At 34.2% G+C, this 19,852-nt stretch carries 19 protein-coding genes and 1 pseudogene; 6 read left to right on the top strand and 14 right to left on the bottom strand.

The window, feature by feature from the left end; all coding sequences use genetic code 11:
- Nucleotides 1-47 precede the first annotated feature (47 nt).
- Entirely contained in the window at nucleotides 48-689 is a 642-nt protein-coding gene (locus BM212_RS01310; protein ID WP_091895485.1) for a pentapeptide repeat-containing protein, read from the top strand.
- A 111-nt stretch (nucleotides 690-800) separates the two neighbouring features.
- On the opposite strand, the gene BM212_RS01315 is transcribed toward BM212_RS01310, so the two are convergent.
- Nucleotides 801-1,772: an aldo/keto reductase family protein gene (locus BM212_RS01315; RefSeq protein ID WP_091895488.1), complete on the bottom strand. Its 972-nt coding sequence runs from the start codon at nucleotides 1,770-1,772 to the stop codon at nucleotides 801-803.
- Nucleotides 1,773-1,960: 188 nt separating this feature from the next.
- Between BM212_RS01315 and BM212_RS01320 the strand changes: the two genes are divergently transcribed.
- Both BM212_RS01320 and BM212_RS01325 read left to right on the top strand, forming a co-directional pair.
- The gene (locus tag BM212_RS01320; protein ID WP_245750911.1) at nucleotides 1,961-3,562 is read left to right on the top strand and encodes a PTS transporter subunit EIIC; all 1,602 of its coding nucleotides are present in this window, start codon (nucleotides 1,961-1,963) and stop codon (nucleotides 3,560-3,562) included.
- Complete coding sequence (locus BM212_RS01325) at nucleotides 3,552-4,880, top strand: 6-phospho-alpha-glucosidase (RefSeq protein WP_245750912.1); 1,329 nt, start codon at nucleotides 3,552-3,554, stop codon at nucleotides 4,878-4,880. The genes BM212_RS01320 and BM212_RS01325 overlap by 11 nt, the downstream gene beginning before the upstream one ends.
- Before the next feature lie 63 nt (nucleotides 4,881-4,943).
- Here the strand turns inward: BM212_RS01325 and BM212_RS01330 are convergent, their stop codons facing one another.
- Nucleotides 4,944-5,690, bottom strand: coding sequence for a MurR/RpiR family transcriptional regulator (locus BM212_RS01330; protein ID WP_072695052.1), 747 nt, complete (start codon nucleotides 5,688-5,690; stop codon nucleotides 4,944-4,946).
- Between the two features lie 153 nt (nucleotides 5,691-5,843).
- On the opposite strand from BM212_RS01330, the gene BM212_RS01335 reads away from it, so the two are divergent.
- The gene (locus BM212_RS01335) at nucleotides 5,844-6,680 is read left to right on the top strand and encodes a DUF72 domain-containing protein (protein ID WP_091895491.1); all 837 of its coding nucleotides are present in this window, start codon (nucleotides 5,844-5,846) and stop codon (nucleotides 6,678-6,680) included.
- A gap of 113 nt (nucleotides 6,681-6,793) precedes the next feature.
- On the opposite strand, the gene BM212_RS01340 is transcribed toward BM212_RS01335, so the two are convergent.
- Together BM212_RS01340 and BM212_RS01345 are read right to left on the bottom strand one after the other, a co-directional pair.
- Nucleotides 6,794-7,396 carry a VanZ family protein gene (locus tag BM212_RS01340; protein WP_091895494.1) on the bottom strand — a complete coding sequence of 201 codons (603 nt, stop codon included), beginning with the start codon at nucleotides 7,394-7,396 and terminating at the stop codon, nucleotides 6,794-6,796.
- A 78-nt stretch (nucleotides 7,397-7,474) separates the two neighbouring features.
- A complete protein-coding gene (locus BM212_RS01345; protein ID WP_072695055.1) occupies nucleotides 7,475-8,419 on the bottom strand; it encodes an aminopeptidase in 945 nt (314 codons plus the stop codon).
- A gap of 113 nt (nucleotides 8,420-8,532) precedes the next feature.
- On the opposite strand from BM212_RS01345, the gene BM212_RS01350 reads away from it, so the two are divergent.
- A complete protein-coding gene (locus BM212_RS01350; RefSeq protein ID WP_091895497.1) occupies nucleotides 8,533-9,555 on the top strand; it encodes a zinc-binding alcohol dehydrogenase family protein in 1,023 nt (340 codons plus the stop codon).
- A gap of 46 nt (nucleotides 9,556-9,601) precedes the next feature.
- Here BM212_RS01350 and BM212_RS01355 read toward each other — a convergent pair whose 3' ends face one another.
- The 5 genes from BM212_RS01355 to BM212_RS01375 all read right to left on the bottom strand — a co-directional run bounded on the left by BM212_RS01355 (nucleotide 9,602) and on the right by BM212_RS01375 (nucleotide 13,693).
- On the bottom strand, nucleotides 9,602-10,498 hold the full coding sequence (locus tag BM212_RS01355; RefSeq protein WP_091895500.1) for a sensor histidine kinase: 897 nt from the start codon (nucleotides 10,496-10,498) through the stop codon (nucleotides 9,602-9,604).
- Nucleotides 10,499-10,542: 44 nt separating this feature from the next.
- Nucleotides 10,543-11,337, bottom strand: coding sequence for a hypothetical protein (locus BM212_RS01360; protein ID WP_091895503.1), 795 nt, complete (start codon nucleotides 11,335-11,337; stop codon nucleotides 10,543-10,545).
- Nucleotides 11,330-12,250 carry an ABC transporter ATP-binding protein gene (locus BM212_RS01365; protein ID WP_091895506.1) on the bottom strand — a complete coding sequence of 307 codons (921 nt, stop codon included), beginning with the start codon at nucleotides 12,248-12,250 and terminating at the stop codon, nucleotides 11,330-11,332. The genes BM212_RS01360 and BM212_RS01365 overlap by 8 nt, the downstream gene beginning before the upstream one ends.
- A 133-nt stretch (nucleotides 12,251-12,383) precedes the next feature.
- Nucleotides 12,384-13,061, bottom strand: a complete 678-nt coding sequence (locus BM212_RS01370) for a response regulator transcription factor (protein ID WP_091895509.1) — start codon at nucleotides 13,059-13,061, stop codon at nucleotides 12,384-12,386.
- 173 nt (nucleotides 13,062-13,234) lie between these two features.
- Nucleotides 13,235-13,693 (bottom strand): YesL family protein, encoded by a 459-nt coding sequence (locus BM212_RS01375; RefSeq protein ID WP_091895512.1) that lies wholly within the window; start codon nucleotides 13,691-13,693, stop codon nucleotides 13,235-13,237.
- 104 nt (nucleotides 13,694-13,797) lie between these two features.
- Here BM212_RS01375 and BM212_RS01380 point away from each other — a divergent pair.
- Nucleotides 13,798-14,762, top strand: a pseudogene (locus tag BM212_RS01380) (IS30 family transposase).
- A gap of 77 nt (nucleotides 14,763-14,839) precedes the next feature.
- Here BM212_RS01380 and BM212_RS01385 read toward each other — a convergent pair.
- The 5 genes from BM212_RS01385 to BM212_RS01405 all read right to left on the bottom strand — a co-directional run bounded on the left by BM212_RS01385 (nucleotide 14,840) and on the right by BM212_RS01405 (nucleotide 19,466).
- The gene (locus BM212_RS01385; RefSeq protein WP_091895515.1) at nucleotides 14,840-15,820 is read right to left on the bottom strand and encodes a permease prefix domain 1-containing protein; all 981 of its coding nucleotides are present in this window, start codon (nucleotides 15,818-15,820) and stop codon (nucleotides 14,840-14,842) included.
- On the bottom strand, nucleotides 15,817-16,149 hold the full coding sequence (locus tag BM212_RS01390) for a PadR family transcriptional regulator (protein ID WP_072695062.1): 333 nt from the start codon (nucleotides 16,147-16,149) through the stop codon (nucleotides 15,817-15,819). The genes BM212_RS01385 and BM212_RS01390 overlap by 4 nt, the downstream gene beginning before the upstream one ends.
- Nucleotides 16,150-16,301: 152 nt before the next feature.
- Nucleotides 16,302-17,900: an ABC transporter permease gene (locus BM212_RS01395; RefSeq protein ID WP_091895519.1), complete on the bottom strand. Its 1,599-nt coding sequence runs from the start codon at nucleotides 17,898-17,900 to the stop codon at nucleotides 16,302-16,304.
- Nucleotides 17,900-18,799 (bottom strand): ABC transporter ATP-binding protein, encoded by a 900-nt coding sequence (locus BM212_RS01400; RefSeq protein WP_091895522.1) that lies wholly within the window; start codon nucleotides 18,797-18,799, stop codon nucleotides 17,900-17,902. The genes BM212_RS01395 and BM212_RS01400 overlap by 1 nt, the downstream gene beginning before the upstream one ends.
- 19 nt (nucleotides 18,800-18,818) lie before the next feature.
- Complete coding sequence (locus tag BM212_RS01405) at nucleotides 18,819-19,466, bottom strand: TetR/AcrR family transcriptional regulator (RefSeq protein ID WP_177206264.1); 648 nt, start codon at nucleotides 19,464-19,466, stop codon at nucleotides 18,819-18,821.
- Between the last annotated feature and the right edge of the window lie 386 nt (nucleotides 19,467-19,852).

Genomic DNA, 19,852 nt, shown 5'->3' on the forward strand with positions numbered 1-19,852 from the left:
TAAGAAAGAGATACACTATTTTACATAAACTATTTAAAGGAGTATCTATGAAAAAGAAAGTTATAGACCCAAATATTTCTTCTGATTTGCTAGAAAAAGATTTTTATTCTCTTATGGACGAAGAAGATCCTATTATTGAGAATGCTATTATAAAAGATTGTACTATTAGTATTGATTCTATAAGAAATGTTGAATTTAAAAATTTGGTTTTTAAAAATGTTATTTTTGATTATTTTAGTGTACCAAATGCTTATCTTAAAGATGTTAAATTTGATCACTGTCAATGCATTAATGCGGAAATTAACGAATCTGCCTTAAAACGTGTTGAATTTCATCAATGCCGAATGAATGGTGCTTCTTTTGGTGACAGCTTTCTTGAAGATGTTCAGTTTAAAAACTGTATGATGGATTTAGCCGGATTCGCTTATTCAAAGCATAAAAACGTTTTATTTTCTTCTACTCAACTTAAGGAAAGTGATTTTTATGAAAATACTTTTAAAAATATCTATTTCGATCAATGTGAAATGAGTGGGATTAGGTTTTCAAACACTTCACTAAAGGGAATAGATCTTAGAACCTCGAACTTTGAAAGAATGGTAGTTGATACAGAAAATATTAAAGGAGCCATTGTGACACAGGATCAAGCTCTAGGATTCTTACAATTGCTTGGTTTAGTAGTTAAAGACTGACAAAAAGCAGGAACTCGAAATAATACGAGTTCCTGCTTTTTATTTGATTTAACTTTATTAGGCTCTATTGCCTTAGTTATTGTTTATAATGACAACACTATTACGAAAGAATTATCTTTCTCTGACATGTGCAATCTCTTCTAATACCTTATCTATTTCATCCAGTACATCTTGCGATAGCTTAATGCCGGATGCTTGAACATTCTCTTCAATTTGGGAAGGTTTGCTGGCTCCGATGATAGCTGAAGAAACACCTGGTTGACGTAATATCCAAGCTAGAGATAATTGAACTAAGCTTAAATCAAGCTGATCTGCAATCGAATCAAGCTTTTGAACAGCTTCCAGTGTTTCGTTATCCATATAGCGGTCAACAAATCGCCCAATTTCTTTGTTTGCTGCTCTAGAATCTTTTGGAATATCAGCATTTGGTTTATATTTACCCGTTAAAACGCCTTGGGCTAATGGAGAAAATACGATCTGTCCCATACCATGTGATTCCGATACTGGAAGAACCTCTTTTTCAATATAACGCTGTAATAGATTATAGACTGGTTGATTAGAAATCATTTTATGGTAGTCTTTACGTTCAATGATCCCTTGTGCTTTTTCAATTTGAGCTGCAGACCATTCACTTACTCCGGTGTAGAGTACTTTCCCTTGTTTAATTAAATCTTCCAACGCCATAATTGTCTCTTCTAAAGGAACACTTGAGTCAAAACGATGACATTGATAAAGATCCACATAGTCCATTCCGAGTCGCTGTAAACTTCTATCGCACTGTTCGATAATATGCTTTCTTGACAATCCTCTATCATTTGGACAGTCACCCATCGGGAAATATACTTTAGTAGCGACTACAACCTTATCTCTATCATATTCTTTTAAAACTTTACCCAGTACTTTTTCTGCTTGTCCCTGTTCATAAACATTCGCTGTATCAAAAAAATTGATCCCTTTCTCATAAGCTAATCTAATACAATCTTCTGCTGTGGTATCTTCTACCGTTTTTCCATAAGTCAGCCAACTGCCTAAAGCAATCTCTGAAACTTTTAACCCACTTTTTCCAAGTTGTCTATACTCCATGGTATCGCCTCCATTTTTATTCTATCTTTATCATGCTAGACCTTATCCAAAAAATCAAAATATATAAAGTTATTTTTGTACACTGTTTTGTGTACAAGGAGAACAGAAGTGTACAAAGCAGGTTCCTATTGTAAACGCTTATTTAAAACCCTTACAATAGGTTTATAAAAAATAAAGGAGGAATTATCATGTCAAAAGATTTTTGGCAGCGTCTTGGTAAAGCATTAATGACACCTATTTCATTGATTGCTGCAGCTGGGATTTTTCTTGGTATTAGTTCAGTGCTTCAAAACCCGGATATTGTAGGAGAAACGTTTGTATCCTTTACTGTTGTGCAGCATTTCATCGGTATTGTCCGTGCATTGGCTGGGGCAATATTTGGAAATCTGCCTATCTTATTTGCAGTAGCAATTTCTTTCGGTCTTGCTAAGAAAGAAAAAACAACTGCAGCTTTTTCAGGAGTTATAGGATTTATTTTATTTCACGTTACGATTCAGTATTTATTAAGTGTCAACGATATTACTGCAGCAACCTACTCGGTAGAAGCATTAATGGACTCGGGGATGAATGAACTAGCTGCTACACAAGCTGCTTCTCAATATGAATCTGTTTTAGGAATATTCACTTTAAGAATGAATGTCTTTGGCGGAATCATTACAGGGCTATTGGTTTCATTCCTGCACAATCGTTTTCACACTATTGATCTTCCTACTGCCATTAGTTTCTTTGGCGGTAAAAGATTTGTCCCGATTATTACAACAGTAACGGTTCCCTTCTTGGCTTTACTGATGTACTTTGTATGGCCATATTTCGGTGCTGCTATTGAAGGTGTCGGTAATTTAATTGCTGAAGCTGGACTAATCGGAACATTCTTGTTCGGCTTCTTAGAAAGATTACTCGTTCCTACGGGATTACATCATATTCTAAATCAGATTGTACGCTTTACCCCAATTGGCGGAATTGCTGAAATAGATGGTGAGCAAGTAGTGGGAGCATTAAATATATTCAACACATCTTTAGCACAGGATTCACCAGATATGGGCGTTATGGCTGAAGCAACTCGCTTCTTAGCGCAAGGAAAAATTCCATTTATGGTATTTGGATTACCTGCTGCTGCATTCGCTATGGTCAAAACAGCTTTAAAAGAGAAAAAACAAGAAGTAAAAGGATTAATGTCCGCTTCTGGCCTTGCTAGTTTTACAACTGGAATTACTGAACCAATCGAATTTTCATTTATCTTTGTATCACCAATTCTATATATCTTCCATGCTTTTATGGCTGGATTGAGTTTCATGCTGATGGATGCATTCGGAGTGGTCATTGGTAATGTTCAAGGAGGAGTCATTGATTTGGCTGTGTTCGGCATCCTTCAAGGAACAGCAACTAACTGGTACTGGGCAGTAATCGTAGGGTTATTTTATGCCCCAATCTACTATTTCGTATTCAAGACAGTCATTGAAAAACGTCATGTTCTGACTCCAGGTCGAGAATTAGACGACGATGAAGTAACCAATGAGTCAGCAAACAGTTCTGCTCCTTCAGGTGATTTAGGAACGACTATTGTAAATGCATTAGGCGGAAGTCAAAATATCAAGAGTATTGATAACTGCTTTACCAGACTTCGCTTAGTTCTTGGAGATACCTCAATCGTTGATGAAGATGCATTGAAAAAAACAGGTGCAGCAGGAACGCTGAAATTGGATGAAACAAACTATCAAGTGATATATGGACCAAAAGTTGAAAAAATCGCACCACAAGTGAAAGGAGCAGCACATTATCATGATGAATAAAAAAAGTAAAATTGTATTAGTAGGTGGAGGTTCTACCTGGACTCCCGGAATTCTGAAAGCAATGACGACTCATTTAAAACAATTCCCTCTAGAAAAAATCACTTTATATGATATTGATGAAGAGCGTCAGAAAGTCATTGGTGAGTTCGCTAAAATCTTATTCAAGGAAGAAGCACCTGATGTTAAGGTATCTTACACAACTGATGAAAAAGAAGCTTATACAGACGTAGATTTCGTATTCTGCCAGATGCGTACTGGTGGTTTTGAAATGCGTGATAAAGATGAAAAAATACCTTTACAACATGGAGTAATTGGACAGGAAACATGTGGGCCTGGAGGCTTTGCTTATGGTCTTCGTTCTATTAGAGACATGGAGAAAATGGTGAAAAGCGTACGCAGATTCTCCCCCGACGCCTGGATATTAAACTACACAAATCCAGCAGCGATTGTGGCTTTGGCTTTAGATAAAATATTCCCTAAAGAAGATAAAGTTTTGAATATCTGTGATCAGCCTGTCAACTTATTACGTTCGTTCGCGAGCTTGATTGACTTTGATGCTAATGACTTTGAACCAGTCTATTTCGGATTAAATCATTATGGTTGGTTTACTCACCTTTATGATCAAACCGGGAAAGACAGAATGCCGGAAATCAAAGAAGTCATTTTGAATGGCGGTTTCAGACCAGTCGATGCCGAGCAGAGAGATCAGTCCTGGTTAGACACTTATGCAATGGTTGAAGATATGTTAAGAGACTTCCCGGAATATTTACCAAACACTTATCTTCAATATTATCTGTATCCAGAATACAAGTTATCTAAAATGGATCCTAATCGTACTAGAACAGATGAAGTTCGTGAAGGTCGCGAGACTAAAGTATTTAATGAATGTAGAAGAATTGTGGAGAATGGTACAGCCAAAGATTCTTCTGTTGTTCATAATGATGCCCATGGAGATATGATGGTTGAAGTAGCAGCCTCTATTGCACACAACCTTAGAAAAACATATGTAGTTATGGTAAGAAACAACGGGATTGTTTCAAATTTACCAGATGACAGTATGGTTGAAGTAGCGGCTTCCCTTGGAGCAAATGGTCCTCATCCATATGCGGTCGGTAAAATTGATACATTCTATAAAGGATTGATTGAGTCTCAGCATGCCTATGAAAAACTGACGGTAGAGGCTTATATGGAAGAATCATATACTAAAGCTTTACAAGCCTTAACAATGAATCGTACAGTGGTAGATGCTAAAAAAGCACGCAAACTACTTGATGCTCTAATTGAAGCTAATAAAGAATACTGGCCAGAATTAAAATAGTATTTTAAACAAAAAGCATCGAACCTCTTCTCAGGATTAAGGTTCGATGCTTTTTTTATTCTTTTAGTCTGATACTTGATACTTTTTCAAATAATCATTGAAAAGTTTGTTCACTAAATAATGTAACCCGAATCGGTCAGATGCATCAATTCCTTCTATCTTAATCTCTGTGCTGTAAGCGTATAGCTGATAGTCTGTTATTTTTGACAAAGCATTACTTGAGAATCCCGTGAGACTGATTGTTTTAGCTCCGGCAATATTAGCACGGTTGGTTGCTGCAAATACGTTTGAATTTTCTGATCCACTGAGACTGATCGCAATTCCTACGTCTTTACGTCCCATTTGCTTTGCATTATGCTTCATCAAATGCGGATCAATGAAAGTTTGGCTTTTCTTACCTAAAATTTTTAATCGCTCACTAAGTTCCTCCGCTGGAAATCTAGAAAGTCCAACCGCGAAAAAAAGAATATTATCAGCATCATAAATTTTACTAATAATTTCTTCTAAAACTTCCTTATTCAAGAGTTGTTTAGTTTTGATAACTTTGTCATCTAGATCCGTCATATTAAGTATAGTTTCTTCTGCTTCTAAAGTCTTTTTCAATTCTTCTTTGAACTGAGTATAGCCTTTAAAACCAAGTTTCTGACACATTCTCACAATTGTATTAGGGACAGTATAAAATCGGTTTGCAACATCTCTGATCGTCCACTCTTCAACATGCTTTTTTTCATCGATTAGATAATTTAATATTTCTTCTTCTGTCCGATTCAATTGAGTTCGATTTTCTTTTAGACATTCATAGAAATACAAAGGTCTCACTCCTTTACACATTGTTTATATAGTATATCAGAATTGTTAATGGATAATTATTACTATTTTCTGAAAAGTAAATTTTATTCGAAGTAATGAACCGACCATGTTAAAATATATCTAACTAATAAATAGCGGAAAGAAGGTTTTTATATGATTACAATAGGTTTAACGGGCTGGAGTGATCATCCTCTGATTACACTTGAAAAATCCAGAAAATTGGAAAACTACTCGAGTTATTTTCCTGTTGTTGAATTAGATACTAGCTTTTATGCTATACCTCCTCAAAAAAATATCTCTTCTTGGATTGAGAAAACACCCGATACTTTTCAATTTATTCCAAAAGCCTATAAGGCTATGACTCAACATAAAGAGTGGGTAGAAGAATTTTCGAGCATTGATCAAATGTTTGAAGTATTTAATCAAACTTTCGCTCCAATGCTAAAAGAAAACAAGATTAAAGCCTTTTTATTTCAGTTTCCTCCTTATTTTGACTGTACGAAACAAAACGTAGCTTATTTACGACGTGTTCGAGAACTAATGAAAGATTTGCCAGTTGCTATAGAGTTTAGGAGTCAAAGCTGGTTTACCGAACAGAATAAGAATAAAACACTGGAATTTTTAAGACAGTTAAATTTTATTAATGTAATCGTTGACCAGCCGCAAACACCCAACAACAGCGTTCCAACCATTCCTGTTTCAACGAATGACTGTCTATCTATATATCGATTGCATGGACGTAACTATGAAGGTTGGCTAGGCGAAGATATTAAAGATTGGCGATCAGAAAGAACTCTTTATAATTATGATAAAGAAGAACTAGTAGATTTTTCGAAGACTGCCAAATCTTTGGAAAAAACCTCCCATGAAGTTTGTATAATTTTCAACAACAATTCTGGGGGACACGCCGCTTCTAATGCTTTGTCTTTACAAGAAATTTTAGGGATAACATTTAATAATCTTTCCCCTAGACAATTAGATCTATTTTAAAATAGACGCAACAGACAGAATAGTCTATTGCGTCTATTAATTTACTTTGTCTTGATATTCCAGAATGCTTGCCAGATACTTCTTTTTCCTGAAATCCAGTCAAGTATGGAGTATTAGAGAATACCTACAAAAGAGCCTGAAGAATCTATAAAAATATCAGAAATCAAAGAAGTTCTTCCTGGCACGAAACTCTGATGAAATTCATCAGAGGCTGCATATGTTGCACAAATGAGCAACGCAATTAAAATAGCTTTAATTCCTTTAATATTTGAAGTGGACAAGGAATTTTTTACCAATACTCCAAAAAGTAAATAAATAAAGAAGTGAGCGTTTTTTCTAATGAAATTATGCAAGACATAATAATTCATTTCTCTAAGGTTATTAATTCCTAACCGTGGTCTGACAATAGTGAGTAAAAAAAAGACTGTAAGTCCACAAAACAAAAGAAACAATACAGAAATAACGATTTTACCCCATAATGGCATAGTTCTTTGCTTTAACCAGATTAAAAATACATTGAAAAACAGCACAAATAAAATTGCACCTACAATTCTCCAATGATTAACAACTTGACTCCCTACTTCCATTGCTCCAAAACTTAACTGAGCAGACTCACTTGCCGGTTGTGAAGAAAACCAAAAAATGATAGCCATCCATACCAACACCGTAAGCCAAGCAAAAATCCCGGGATATTTTGAATGAGTGGTTCTTTTCATTGGCTTTTCCTCTTTCTTTTAAAACATGATATTTTTACATCATACTCTATTCTAGATTTTTTTGCGAGTTAAATTTGTTTACTCGACCACTTTACCGTTCATCATTATTTTTTTACCATCTAACCAGACCGTCGGACTCTTTACCACACAATCAATGTGAATCCCTGCTTCTGTTTCTCCTCCAAATGGTTTGTTACTTCCAAATGCAATATGGATTGTTCCATATACTTTTTCATCTTCTAGAACAATACCAGTAATTCTAGCTGCTGGATTGGTCCCTATTCCAAATTCTGCAATTATACGTCCTTTTTCATCTCCTAGAAGAGCTAATAAAGCTTCGCCTTGTTTTCCTTCGGCCTTGACTAAGCGGCCATCTTTCAAATCTAATTTAATTGGTTCAGAAACTTTTCCTAATTGCGCAATTGATCCATCTACTATAATCGATCCATTTGCAGAAGTTTCAATAGGTGCGATATAAGCTTCCCCTGATGGAATGTTTCCACCTTCTCCCTTTTCTCTGAAAATACCAGTACTGGATATGCCTTTTCTGTTTTTTATATCAAAAGTTAAGGATTCTCCATCCTTTTCTATAATAACTTCAGATCCAGATTCTAGTAAAGAGGCAAACTTATCCGTTAAACTTTCAACATCTGACGGATCAGCTTCTATCGCACCTTTTTTCAGCATATCTAAAGTAATGCCAGGCATCGTTCCAATACGAGTCCCAGTAACTGCGGCTTCTTTTTTTGCTTTAGTATGAGTCAAACTAGCAGAAGTTATACATAAAGCTACATCAGCTTCTTTTAATACTTTAGCAATCAGTACAGGAGGTTCTTCGCCACTTTTATATGTAGCTGGAAACTGAACCATGATCGTTTCATTGCCTTTGACAACAGCAGCTTCGTAGAAATGTTGTGCAATTTCTTTCATACTGTCATCCGTTACAATCACTACAGACTCCTGTGGTTGCAAGTTAAAGTTATTCTCAAAGACTTTTTGGGCATTTTCAATATATTCTGTCAAAATTAACCATCCTTTGTAATAATCAGTCTTTTTTTATTCTATCACATATTCATTGTTCTCGCTTTTTTAAAGGTGTAAACTAAAGATAATATATTGAAGAAAGGAAGATAATTTTGTCTGATCAAATGACAGCTTACGGATTTACTAATCCCGGAGATAAAAGTAAATCCCCTAACTTTGAAAAAAAGAAAATCAATAAACCGACTCCTTCAGCAAAACAACTCTTAGTTGAAGTAAAAGCGGTCGCTTTAAACCCTACTGATGTAGCTACTTGGCAAATGAAAAAAGAAGAGGATGATTCATTCACTATTTTAGGCCGAGATGTAGCAGGAATCGTAAAAGAGGTTGGAGATCAAGTAGAACCCTTCAAAGTTGGAGATGAAGTGTTTTATCCCGGATCCAGCAACATTCAAGGGGCTCAAGCTGATTATCATGTGATTGATGAAAGAATGGTTGCATTAAAACCAGACAACTTGGATTTTGCTGAGGCAGCTGCCCTTCCGTTAACTGCTCTTACAGCATATGAGACCTTTTATGATCGTTTAAATATTTTGAAAAATAGTGATGATCCTTCTACCTTGTTGATTATCGGTGCAGCTGGAGGTGTTGGCTCTATCGCAACACAGATTGCTTTAAATGATGGTATTCATGTCATCGGTACTGCTTCAAGAAAAGAATCTAGAGATCATCTTACCTCACTGGGAATTGAAAAGATCATTAACCATAAAGAAGCTTTTAAACCACAGTTAAAAGAACTAGGCATTCAGACTGTTGATTATGTTTTCTTAGCTTCTAATGCTGACGATAATATAAAAGAAGTCGGTAAAATCGTCAGTCCACAAGGTCATGTCTGTTCAATCTTACCATTAAGAACGCCGCTGCCTATGTCTTTCTTTTCTAAAAGCGTAACATTCAGTTATGAATTAATGTATACTAGATCCGTTTATGAAGCCCAAGATTGGATTAAGCAGCATAAATATCTCACTGAATTAAAAGAAAATATTGAAGCAGGTAAATTAAAAACAACAATTAATCATCGCTTTGATGCCATGAATTCAGAAACCCTGAAAAAAGCATATGAACAATTAATGACTGGTCATACAAACGGTAAGATCGTACTTGAAAATAAAAGATAAAAAATACGAGCTACTTCAAAAAAAGTAGCTCGTATTTTTCTATTAATTATTTAAGCGGAATGGTTAATTTAAACTGTATCATAGATTCTTTAAGTGAAGCTTCAAGCTTATATCCGAGTGCTTCAGCTATTTTCTGAGCAATGGATAATCCTAGCCCAGTAGATCCAATCGCTCTAGTTTTATCCTCTTTGTAGAGGCGCTCAAATAGGCGTTCAACCTCAATTGTATTTGTATCCTTTACTTCATTTTCTAAATAGAATATTAATGAAGTTTCGCTCATTTCATTATATAGAGCAAATCTCTTTATTCCATGAGTATAAGCATTCTTTAATAAATTTCCAATTAAACGATTAAAATCAAGAGGACTAGTCAAAAGTTTTATATCTTCTTCTATTAACTGAATAGATATATGATCAAAACTATCTTCTAATTCTGAATAATACATAGCAACCTGTTCTTGAACCAAGATTATTGGATTTGCGGACTCTGCATTCAGTTCATATTCGTTTGATTCCAGTAAACTCAAACTGTAAAATTCTTCAATTAAGTCTCTAAGGATTTTAGTTCTCTCTTCAATGATTTTAAGGTATTTTTTTTCTTTCAAAGAATTTGAATCATTCTGTAGAATCTGAACGTATCCTAGCATTGAGGTCAAGGGAGTTCTAAAATCATGAGAAATTGAAGAAACCATTCGTCGATTTTGTTGAACAATCTCTTCAGATTCTATGCTTATCTCACTTATTTTTTCAATCATTCGGTTAATTTCATTCACCAGATCATCATGCGATTTAGAAGAACCAGAATGCTTGATTTTAGCTAATGCATTCTTATCGATAATCCATTCAAGTTGTTTTACAAGATTCCTTTTTACTTTCTGATCTTGATATAATTTTAGAAGGAGTACTATATTAACGAGCAAACTGAGTATTACGATCCAGATCATTTCACTTCCACCATTCCCCTAAGTTGACAGACTCTGTTTATGAATTATTTTCCTTCTTTGATCTCAATTTTATTTAAAACAATAATTCCTATAATGCTCGCAATAACTAGATAGATCAGGGCCACTCCCCAAGCTTGAAAAGAAGCTGAATAAGCAGTTTCTCCTCCTATTATTGAACCCATCATTTGATTTGACGCTTCATTCATATGATAAGACAAAGTATATTCTCTTAAGAATTCAATCTTATCAGTGAACAATGAGACTAAGTTAAATAGTTGAAGAATAACTCCTGACACTAGAGCACCCATCGTAATAATTGAAATCGTACTATTTTGGGAAAAGTATGCCAATATATTCGCTACAGCTGCATATCCCAGCATTCCTAGAAAAATAGTTATACTAACGACTGCTAAATTCCCGAAACTTTCAAAATCAATTGGACCGTCTTCTGTCATTAATAAAATAACATATATTAGTGAATAAAGAACTGCTCCGGATAAAAACGTTGTTAATAAATAAATGATCATTGTAATGGCTTTACCAATGACAAATTCTACTTTAGAGATTCCATTAGTAAAAATGTTCTGATAGGTATTGGCAGATAAATCATTTGTAAAGACCGCAACATATGCTTGTAGACCAAATACTAAGGGGAAGAACTGTGTGAGTAAAATAATTCCAAGCTGTAAATAGCCCTCTGCAAAAGATAGTTCTCCTTCTACGCTTGTTCTAGCAATGATGACAACTGCTATAAACAAAGTGAATACGATACCGTAAAATATATAATTTGATTTTTTGTGGAAGAGTCTATATAGATCTGCTTTGATATAATTAAACATTTTTCACTCCTCCTTCTGCGATAAGATTTAGATAATAATCTTCAATCGATATTTCCTGAGTATCTAATTTAAAAAGACTCAAACCATTGGTAACAAATAAAGACGCGATATCAGCAGTCCGGTCTGTCATCTTCAAAATAACTAATTCTTTATCGCCATTAATTGTATACTCGATAGATTCAAAATTTTCTTCTAATAAGTAAGCAGCTTTTTCAACATCACTTACTTTAACAATAACTTGCTCTTTTGTTTTATTTCGAATGACTTCCCGATCAATCTCTTCAATTAACTGCCCATTATGAATAAATCCAAAACGAGTCGCCATCATGCCTAATTCACCTAATATATGAGAAGAAACAACAAAAGTGGTCATATTCTCCTTATTAAGCTTTTGTACCAAATGACGGAAATCAGCAATCCCTTGAGGATCCAACCCATTAATCGGCTCATCAAGTACTACTATGTCTGGATAACCCATCAGAGCATTAGCGATACTTACACGCTGTTTCATCCCCATAGAAAAAGATTTGAATTTTTTCTTAACTTTATCCATTTCAACAAGTTTTAATACCCGTTCTACTTCGTTTTTATCAGGTATTCCTTTTAATTTTCTAAAATATTCAAGATTTTCCCTTGCAGAGAGATAGGGGAAAAAATGTGCTCCCATCATAAATCCCATTCTCTGGTGAGCTGTATTCAGTCCACTGTTTGAACTATCTCCAAATAACTTCACTTCCCCAAAAGACTTTGGTGCTAAGCCCATCATCGTTTTGAATAAAGTTGATTTACCGGCACCATTTTTGCCAATTAGACCATATATTTCCCCTTGCCTGACGTGAATAGAAACGCTATCCAGTGCAACTGCTTTACTATAGCGTTTAGTCAAATCTATAGTTTCTATTAGATTTTCCATTTTGTCACTCCTTATGAATTATTAAAATCTTTTGTTCTTATACTTTTATTTCTTGATAATTTTTATATTAAAGCACACTTATTTCAAAATTCTGAAGTAAACCTTACAAAAGTCTTAAATATTCAAAAATCACTTAATCCGGATTTTTTAATTTGAATCCTACTCCCCAGACTGTTTCAATCATTTCTTCCCCACTATGACTACTCAATTTTGATCTTAACCTTGAAATATGTACAGAAATCGTATTATCATCACCGAAGTATGGTTCATGCCATACGGATTCAAACAAGTTTGCTTTAGTATATACCTTTTTGGGATGTTCTAAAAAACACTTCAGTAAATCGTATTCCTTTTGGGTTAGAGATACAGCTAAGTGATTCACCGTTACGACTCTTGCCGCATCATCCATTTCAATCGGTCCAAACCGATACAGAGTACCTTCACCTGAGTTCTCTATATGATCCCTCAATTGTGCACTCACTCTTGCTTTCACTTCTATTGTATTAAAAGGTTTTGCAATATAATCATTAGCACCTAAACTAAGTACGTTAGCTAGTACATTTATTTCAGCTTTAGCAGTAATTACAATTATGGGTACACTAGATTTACGACGAAATTCTCTAATAAAGCCCTCCCCAGAAATACCCGGCAACATCAGATCAAGTAAAACTAAATTAAATGTTTCTTTTTCTGTTATTCGCTTTGCTTCTGAACCAGCATATGCTTGTATTACTTCGTATTCTTCATTTAATAAATCAAAAAGCAACTCATTAATAGCATTATCATCTTCCACGATCAATATTTTTTTCATCTTTTCCACTCATTTCATTTAATAATGTCTGCAATTATTATCTACAACAAATAGTGTACAAGAAGACGTTCCTGATTTCTAGTTACTAGGTTATTTACTTAGTAGCGTAACGTATTAATTAGTGCATAATAAAAGACTCTAAACAGGATCATACCTCCTTTAGAGTCTTAGTTTTACAATATAGACTTTTTTTCTAATCCTTTATTGACTGCTATTGTACTAATCAAAGCCGGTAAACTAATTGAAAAAAAGAATATCAATGCAGGAAAAAACATAAATATTATAATTATTAAACTTATAAGTACCAAAGTAGCCAAGCTGATTAATGGATATTTTAATAACAGATAAAAAGAAATGAGCCATTTATTGAGAATTTTTTCTTGTAAACATTGGCTAACTGAAAAAAAGTAAAGAGTTAGTAGAGTTAAGAGAATAAAGAGGATGGCAAGTGATATTGAAATAATACTCAACCATTCTGGGAAAAAGGAAGAACTTTCAAAAACAAAAAAGTCCATCCCAAAAAGTAAAGCTAATACTAGAATTATCCAATTCTCTTTATAGCTTTTAATGAAATTATCCTTAAAATGAGCCAAATACTTTTTTACTGATATTTTTTCATTTTCATTATACATTTTATTAATCTTGAATTGTAAAATTAAGCTAGACGATTAAAAAGACCATATGTGGTACACTCATTCCAGATTTACAACCACGAAAATTAGGAGAGTGACCACAAATGGCCTACACCCATCTTACCATGGAAGACCTTGGATGGATAGAAACTTATCACACGATTGGACTATCTGCTTCAAAAATTGCAAATAAATTGGAACGATCAAAACAACCTGTCTGTAATGTAGTCAATTATCTTAAACAAGGATATACGATTCAAGATTACTATGCACGCTATAAAAAGAATAAAAGCAACTGTGGTGCCAGACGTAAAACCTTTACCGATAAAGAAATCCGTTACATTAAAGACAAAGTTGCATCTGGTTGGACACCTGATGTTATTATTGGTAGACAAGAAATTGATTTGAAGTGCTCTATGCGAACTCTTTACCGTAGATTCAAGGACAGCCCCCTTTATTTGATCAAACGACTTTGCCCCTGAAAGGCAAACGCAAACCGAATGGCCATAAAGAAAAAAGAGGAAAACAAGCCTTTAAGAGAAGCCTACAGGATAGAGCCCTATCGTATCCACATTATACGAACGAATTTGGTCACCTTGAAGGGGATACCATTATTGGAGAGCATCATAAAAGTGCTGTTATTACATTGGTTGAGCGCTTGTCAAAAGTCATTTTTACACTCAAACCTGAAGGACGCAAAGCAACTGATATAGAAGAAAAATTATCTGAGTGGTTTTCCAGTATCCCTTCCCATTCTTTTAAATCAATCACTTTTGATTGTGGAAAAGAGTTCTCTAATTGGAAATCAGTTAGTAACCACCATGATATTTCTATTTTCTTTGCAGATCCTGGTTGTCCGTCTCAGCGTGGGCTGAATGAACACTCTAACGGATTGCTTCGACGTGACGGACTGCCAAAACAGATGGACTTTAATAAAACCGATCAATCCTTTATTTCTTCTGTTTCAAACTACAGAAATACGATTCCTAGAAAGTCTTTAGATTATAGAACCCCTATGGAAGTTTTTCATGAGCATGTATCAGATTGGAAACCGTCTAGCTTAATTTGACAAACGAGAAATTAAAAAAATACTAAAAGAATTTTCTGATAGTGAAAACCCTTTTAGTATTTCAGATTTATATTATTCTAATCTTCTTCGATATCAAACAATGCTTTAATAGTACTTTCTAATATTCCACCAATCGGAAATAAAATCCAAGACCATGACCACGACTCTGTACTAAAGCTGATAATTATATATAAAACGACTATAATTGGCCAGTAAATAGTGTCAAATAGATGTTCCATCTTAGTTTTCCTACTATCACGATCTCTAGCAACCATAACCTCTTCTACGGTTTTACCTTTCGCTAATAGATTTTGATATCCTGTCCATTTCATTCCAGTATAGATAAATAATAATACTCCTACGCTTGCTAGAACAAACATAAATCCAGTACCTAGTAATATAACTTCTTCAGCATAGAAGAAAGCACCAAATAATACCGGTAGTAATGAGAATATACATAGCGCAACACCAACTACTATACTTAATGCGTGAGATTTTTTATAATTTTTTAAAAGTATTTCAATAGACTGACGTGCTTCTGGTACTAATATAAAAGGCTTACTATATTGTTTGTAATTAGACAAGCGTAATCCTTGAAGAATAAATTGCGCCACACCTAAACAGCTGAAAATCAGTAACCAGATCAGACCGATAAAAACAGGTCCTTCATTACCATTTACTACATATGATATTGATGATACAAGTCCAGCTAACCCAACGGAACAAGCCAGCACTCCTAAACCTATTCCCATTCCAGCTTTTCTTCTTGCTTCAATATATTCATGTGCATCAGCTAATTCAACTACTAGTACATCTTTAATATCAATTTCTTCTGAAGTTTTTTCATGGTTCAGACCCATTTCGTCTAATACTTCTTCAATATTTCCAAACTCCACAATTACTGTACCAATTGCTTCGTTTTCAGATGCTCCTTCTTCAATCAAAGCTAAATAACGATCTTCCATATTCGCTAATATATCAATTCTCAATTGTTCCGTTTCTTCAGTCTTTACAACTTGTTTAAACATTTTATCAACATATTCCTGTATTGTATTCAATATTTTCCACCTCCAAAAAATGTATCAACAACAGATTTAGTTAACAACCATTCCTTTTCTTTCTCTAAGAAAAATCCTTTACCTTTTGCTGTCACTTTATAGTACGTTCTTTTACGTCCCTGTGTTTCATTTCCCGGGTAGGAAGTAATATAACCCTTTTTTTTCAACCTGGTAAAAGCTGAATATAGGGTTGTCTCTTTCATGACATATTGACCATTTGTCCGTTCTCTAATCTGCTTTGAAACTTCATATCCATAAGAATCTCCTTCAATCAATATTGATAAGATAAATGAATCATTATATCCTCTACTAACATCACTACTGATCATTCACCTCACCTCTTTATGTATCGATTTTAAATTACTTCATCTGTCGTTGTAATCAGTATAGCAAATTGTTACTTACATTACTACATCAGATGCAGTAAAAATATAAAAATCAGACCTAAGACGGAGTCATCTCAAATCTGATTTTCGTTTGATTATTCTATGCTATCTCTTTTGTTAAATCCTATAAATCCAATAAAACTAAATAAAATCCCTAGTATTAAAAGTACAAATAAACGGATAAAGCTTATTTCCCCAGATAAAACATCTGGAACATGATAAAACGGCGATATCCCTTTAAGCCATTCTGGCATATCAAATAAATTCGAAAAATAAAGTATTACAAAACTATAACCTAAAAGAATCCAAGCACTGAAAATCATTCTAGGTAACCAGCCAAATAATAGAACAACAAAACCAATCATGGTCCATAGTGCAGGCAAGTAAGCTAAACCACTTAATAAGATATCCCTAAAAAATACACCTTTTACTTGAGTAGTCATAACTGCTGCTGCAAAAGTAGAAACTTGTGCCATTTGCAGTAAAACACTGCTAAAAAAGCTTAAAGCCACAAATGCCCCTAACACATAATTTTTCGAGTGTTTCCCCACTAAAAGATATACAGATCGTCCTTTTTTCTCTTCACTGTATAATTTCATTACTATCTGAATAACTGGAATAACTGTTGCTATGGATAATAAGCCTAATATAATAGCTATAAATTGTTTTACAATATTCTGATCAGGATTATTTTCAATAATTTTTTCAATTACTTCATTTCCTGCTATCAAAGTCTCTAAATCCCCCATTACAGATCCATAAGTCACTCCTAATAAGATAAGTGAAAGGGTCCAGATAATTAATGGAGCTTTAAGTAAGTTCAATGCCAAACCAGGAACCGTCCTCAAAAGTCTTGAAGCAGAACGTTTTCCAACTCTAGATGGTAATAACCCTGAACCTAAGTCTCGACGTTTTTGAAGATAAAGAGAAATTACAATGAAAATTATCGTTCCAAAGAATAGAATTAATACCGGCCACCAATTATTCGTTACAAATGGTTTCGTTCGATACAACAATCCCAGCGGTGATATCCAGCTTATCAACTCGAAACCTGAATCTCCTATAATTCTCAAAACATAGGATAGGCCTAAAAAAACCAAAGAAAACATAGTAGCATTTCTACTATTGCTGGATAACTGTGAAAATAGTAACGCAACTGAACCATAAAAAAGTCCAACTGAGCCATAAATAACTCCAGTTAATACGGCACCATTAACATCAACACTATTATCACCAAAAATAATTAATATAATAGCTGAAAGTACCGCAAGTATGATGTTGTATATAGCAAGTAGTGTGATTGCTGAAGTTGTATGAGCTAGTTTACCTGTAGGCAATGCTCGAAAAATTTCTATCATTCCCTCTTCTTCTTCCAGTCTTGTATTTCTCACAACTAGAAGAATTGCACTGATTGAAATTAATGACAAAGTCATCACAGTCATTGTATGAGAGTACATGGCACCGATTGTATAGTTGTCAACACCAATTACTTTCCCGAATAAAGCTTCCATTGCTGGATTTGACATAGCTCCTACCATTGCTTGCCTATCATTTGGATCATTATACGTTAAAACAAATGCAATGATACCGATTATCACAAACGATAAACAGCCGATCAACCAATACGAAAGTTTTATTTTTTCTCTTTTAAGGGAAAAAATAAGTAGTTTTTTTGATTGTTTAAATGACTGCATTACACATCACCTTCCGAGCTCCTAGAATAATGTCTCATGAACAAATCTTCCAATTTTGGAGGTGTACTTTCGAATTTTACTATACCATGTCCTTGTATTTCTCGAATCAGATCATCAGTATGATTAGAATCTAATTGGAAGAAAACCTTATCCTTATCTTTTATGAATTCATGAATATAATTTTTTTCTTGCAAATGATCTACAGACTCTAATACTTGTAACTTCACTTGAGTGCGCGTTAAATGTTTCAGTTCATCAAGCTTTCCTGATTCTACGATTTTACCTTTACGAATAATAGCGACTGTATCACAAAGCTCTTCTACTTCTGATAAAATATGACTTGATAACAGTACACTAGCACCTTTTTCTTTCACTTTTTTAATATGTTCTTGGAAAACTCGTTCTTGAAGAGGGTCAAGACCTGAAGTGGGTTCATCTAAAATGTACAAATCTGCATCTGCTGCAAACGCAGCAATTAGAGCAACTTTTTGTCTGTTCCCTTTAGAGTAGCTTCTACATTTTTTTGTTGGATCAAATTCAAATTCTCTCATTAACTCTTCTTTCCGAGCAGCTTTCACTTCTACTCCGCGCATACTCAAAAACAGATCGATAACCTCTCCCCCTGTCAGGTTTGGCCAAAGATTAACATCTCCCGGAACATAGGCAATTCTTTTATGTACTTCAACTGCATCATCCCATGCATCTTTTCCAAATAAAGTTACTGATCCCTCAGTTGCTTTCAGCATTCCTAATATGATTCTGATTGTAGTAGATTTACCAGCACCATTGGGTCCAATAAATCCTAGTATTTCTCCTCCACCTAAGTTGAAAGAGACATCTTTCAATGCTGCTTGCTTGCCGAATAACTTTGAAAGATGTTTGACTTCAAGAATACTCATTGATCTCCCTCCAATATTTTTAATCTAGATTTTCTTTATAATAAATCTTTTTTAGCGTATTTATATAGTTAAAATATTCATCATAATAAGTTTTGATATTTTCTTCATTCATTAAAAATTCGTCTGTTTGTTTGACTCTCATTTCTAATTCTTGACGGTATCCTTCAAGTGTCCATCTGATAAAATTAAACGTAACTTCCTGTGGAAGATCTTCTCTGAATTTTGAAAAATCAATATTTTTCTTTAGCACTTGTGACCATGTTTCTTCTACAATAGCTCTTTTCTTCATGTGTTCTTCGGATAAATCAAATTCACTTGCCTCCATAAGAATTTTTGAAATAAACCCCATCGGATATTGATAATTTTTATACACATTCTGCTTTAATTGACTGACTTCTATTAAACGTTTAAAAAAGTCTGTTTGTTCAAAATCAATATTATTAAAATACACCTCATAAGTTAACTGAAAAGCTGTGTCAACTAAAAAATCAAAAAGTTTACGCTTATTACCAAAATAATAAAACAATGTACCTTTACCAATTTCTGAATTCTTAGCTATGATATTTGTAGAAGCTTTTTCATAACCATTTTGCGTAAATTCTTTGTAAGCTTCATTTAAAATCATATTCTGTTTTTCTATTGAAAGTTTATAAAATGCTTCACTCATAACTACCCTCCCCATCAACCCCCAAAAGATGACCACCCTGACTACTGCCACACATTTGTACCATTGATGCCAACTTTCTTACCACTGTTTGCCAAAGAATGTACCACCTTTTGCCAGCTCGATGTACCACTAAAGAAATATCCCATAACCACTGTGATTTAAGTTAGTTATGGGACACCTTTACATAATCCATAGGATTATATTAGTTTTTCATAATAATATCTTAGAAGTTATTGGATAAACCCAGTCGTTCACGCATAGATGTTTCACCATCAATAGTGATGGTGTAGGAATTATGAACAATCCGATCAATAACTGCTTCTCCTGTGGGACCACCTCCCAGTTTAGAGTGCCATCCGGCTGTGTTGAACTGGGTACAGAAGATC

The sequence above is a fragment of the Marinilactibacillus piezotolerans genome, assembly GCF_900114235.1.
Taxonomy (GTDB): Bacteria; Bacillota; Bacilli; order Lactobacillales; family Carnobacteriaceae_A; genus Marinilactibacillus; species Marinilactibacillus piezotolerans.

Coding starts and splice junctions, on each gene's coding strand:
- BM212_RS01310 (WP_091895485.1), top strand. CDS start 48: ATGAAAAAGAAAGTTATAGACCCAAATATTTCTTCTGATTTGCTAGAA.
- BM212_RS01315 (WP_091895488.1), bottom strand. CDS start 1,772: ATGGAGTATAGACAACTTGGAAAAAGTGGGTTAAAAGTTTCAGAGATT.
- BM212_RS01320 (WP_245750911.1), top strand. CDS start 1,961: ATGTCAAAAGATTTTTGGCAGCGTCTTGGTAAAGCATTAATGACACCT.
- BM212_RS01325 (WP_245750912.1), top strand. CDS start 3,552: ATGATGAATAAAAAAAGTAAAATTGTATTAGTAGGTGGAGGTTCTACC.
- BM212_RS01335 (WP_091895491.1), top strand. CDS start 5,844: ATGATTACAATAGGTTTAACGGGCTGGAGTGATCATCCTCTGATTACA.
- BM212_RS01340 (WP_091895494.1), bottom strand. CDS start 7,396: ATGAAAAGAACCACTCATTCAAAATATCCCGGGATTTTTGCTTGGCTT.
- BM212_RS01355 (WP_091895500.1), bottom strand. CDS start 10,498: ATGATCTGGATCGTAATACTCAGTTTGCTCGTTAATATAGTACTCCTT.
- BM212_RS01360 (WP_091895503.1), bottom strand. CDS start 11,337: ATGTTTAATTATATCAAAGCAGATCTATATAGACTCTTCCACAAAAAA.
- BM212_RS01365 (WP_091895506.1), bottom strand. CDS start 12,250: ATGGAAAATCTAATAGAAACTATAGATTTGACTAAACGCTATAGTAAA.
- BM212_RS01370 (WP_091895509.1), bottom strand. CDS start 13,061: ATGAAAAAAATATTGATCGTGGAAGATGATAATGCTATTAATGAGTTG.
- BM212_RS01375 (WP_091895512.1), bottom strand. CDS start 13,693: ATGTATAATGAAAATGAAAAAATATCAGTAAAAAAGTATTTGGCTCAT.
- BM212_RS01390 (WP_072695062.1), bottom strand. CDS start 16,149: ATGATCAGTAGTGATGTTAGTAGAGGATATAATGATTCATTTATCTTA.
- BM212_RS01395 (WP_091895519.1), bottom strand. CDS start 17,900: ATGCAGTCATTTAAACAATCAAAAAAACTACTTATTTTTTCCCTTAAA.
- BM212_RS01400 (WP_091895522.1), bottom strand. CDS start 18,799: ATGAGTATTCTTGAAGTCAAACATCTTTCAAAGTTATTCGGCAAGCAA.
- BM212_RS01405 (WP_177206264.1), bottom strand. CDS start 19,466: ATGAGTGAAGCATTTTATAAACTTTCAATAGAAAAACAGAATATGATT.